The sequence below is a fragment of the Citrobacter sp. Marseille-Q5395 genome (genome assembly GCF_947057495.1).
Lineage (GTDB): Bacteria > Pseudomonadota > Gammaproteobacteria > Enterobacterales > Enterobacteriaceae > Citrobacter > Citrobacter murliniae.
In genome coordinates this window covers 1-1,725 of sequence record NZ_CAMSEL010000052.1, presented here as the reverse complement: position 1 = coordinate 1,725, position 1,725 = coordinate 1, and the positions used below count along the sequence as shown (strand labels likewise).

General features: G+C 54.0%; 2 protein-coding genes and 1 pseudogene. All 3 read right to left on the bottom strand.

The features are described 5' to 3' along the window. A pseudogene (locus tag OH663_RS25715) lies at positions 1–1,061 on the bottom strand (hypothetical protein); the annotation flags it as partial. A 102-nt stretch (positions 1,062–1,163) separates the two neighbouring features. Further along, the gene (locus OH663_RS25710; protein ID WP_032943852.1) at positions 1,164–1,463 is read right to left on the bottom strand and encodes a phage tail assembly protein; all 300 of its coding nucleotides are present in this window, start codon (positions 1,461–1,463) and stop codon (positions 1,164–1,166) included. 58 nt (positions 1,464–1,521) lie between these two features. Next, on the bottom strand, positions 1,522–1,725 hold a 204-nt coding region (locus OH663_RS25705), incomplete at its 5' end, for a phage major tail tube protein (protein ID WP_200013372.1).

Sequence of the window (1,725 nt, the reverse complement as noted above, 5' to 3'; positions counted from 1 at the left end):
TCATTTCGCAGGAAAGTCACAATGCGCTTGATCCCGCCACCTTTGAACCAGTCGGCAAGATCATTCGTCAGGTTACGGATATCTGGCGCTAGTTCATTTCCCAGTTGCCCGGAAATTTCTGCGACCGCAGAAGAGAAAACAGTGCGGAGATTATTGATAGCCTGATTACCCGCAACCGCCCCATCAGCCCCCTCTTTGGTCACAAGGTTGTAGCGCCGCTGTTCGTCCATCAGGTCGCGGTAGCTCCGGCCAGACTGCTTGATAAGCATCAGCAGTTTGCTCGCTTCCCCGCCAAAAAGAGAATCCAGTGCGAAGGAGGCTTTTGACTCGTCCTGAAGGCTGAGCGCCCGTTCAACAATTTTGTCAAACTGCGCCATATCGCTGAGCCCGGCAAAATCCCCCGCTTTGAACCCGAGCGTTTCAAACGCATCCTGCAGCGAGCCCTGCTTACCGTTCTGTTTATACTCCCCGGATTTGTGCAGATACTCTTCAAAGAGATCGCCAATGTTTTCCGCATTCATGTCGTACTGCTTCGCCAGAGAATCCCAGGCATTAAACGTGGCCACGTCCACGCCGTAACTTTTTGCCACATTAGTGCGGGTTGCCGTTTCAGCATTGGTGGCAGCTGGCGCTATCAGTGTGCCAAGAGCTGAAGCCACCACTCCGCCACCGCCAATAGCCAGCCCGGATCCAAACATCCCGCCCACCTGCCCGGCGATCCCCAGACCGCGCCGGAACAGACCTTTACCGGCTCCTTTGAATGCCTGAATGCGCTGTGCTTTTTGCATCTGTACATTCAGTTTCTGCTGCTCCGCCTCCGTTTTGCGGATTTCCCTGGAAACATCGGTATAGCGGCGCTTCAAATCCCCCAGGCTTTCACCGGCCAGTTTGGCGCGCTTGATTTCTGCTGCCAGTCTGGTCTGGTCTTTTGTCAGTCGTTCAGACTGCTTTCCGACATCTTTCAGGCTTTTTTGCAGACCATCTGCAGATCGTTTCCATGAATTATCCAGGTTTCCGCCAAAGGTAATGACGGCCTTAAGGTTCTGGCTTATTCCGCCCACGGTTTATCGTCTCCAGTTCGTCGGTCAAAAAATCAGAGAAAGTGCTGAACGGCATATCGAGGTATTCCGCCATCGGAAAATGCAGTCGCCGCCCCAGAAATCTTATTGCCCGGAGGAGCCCGCCTTCGGTCGCTTCGCGGGCGGGAGCATAAAAACGTTAAAGGCATCCAGCAGCTGTGAGTAATCTGCCGCCGTCATCAGCCAGAGATCCTGTTCACTGAGATTGCACAGCAGCGCAATCATGCGGGCTTCTTTCTCTTCTTCGTTGCCGCGGTCTTTGGCATGAGTGATGCGATCGCGAACCAGCGGTTCACGCATGGTGACTTCATCGATCACGACCCCATTATCAAGTGATACGGGGGAATACAGTTTTATAACGCGGGTTTCACCAGGAAAGCTCATAGGTTGCTCCATAAAAAAACGGCCCGCAGGCCGTTACAGTGGTGGGATAACAGTAAAATCAGAGACGCACTTTGGCAGCCAGGCCAGAAAGCACATCCACGCCATTCACCCGGCGGGCGAAACGCTCTGTGTCGATGGCGAACAGTTCGCGCCCGTCCAGTGACTGACGGTAGTAGCTGACGGCAATATCAACCGTCACGGCATTTTCGGAAAGCGTGTCCTTACTGCGCGCATCCGGCGTGACGGTCTGTACAAACCCCTC

Bases quoted from the DNA above. Each gene is read 5' to 3' on its own strand.
- OH663_RS25710 (WP_032943852.1), bottom strand. From the start codon at position 1,463: ATGAGCTTTCCTGGTGAAACCCGCGTTATAAAACTGTATTCCCCCGTA.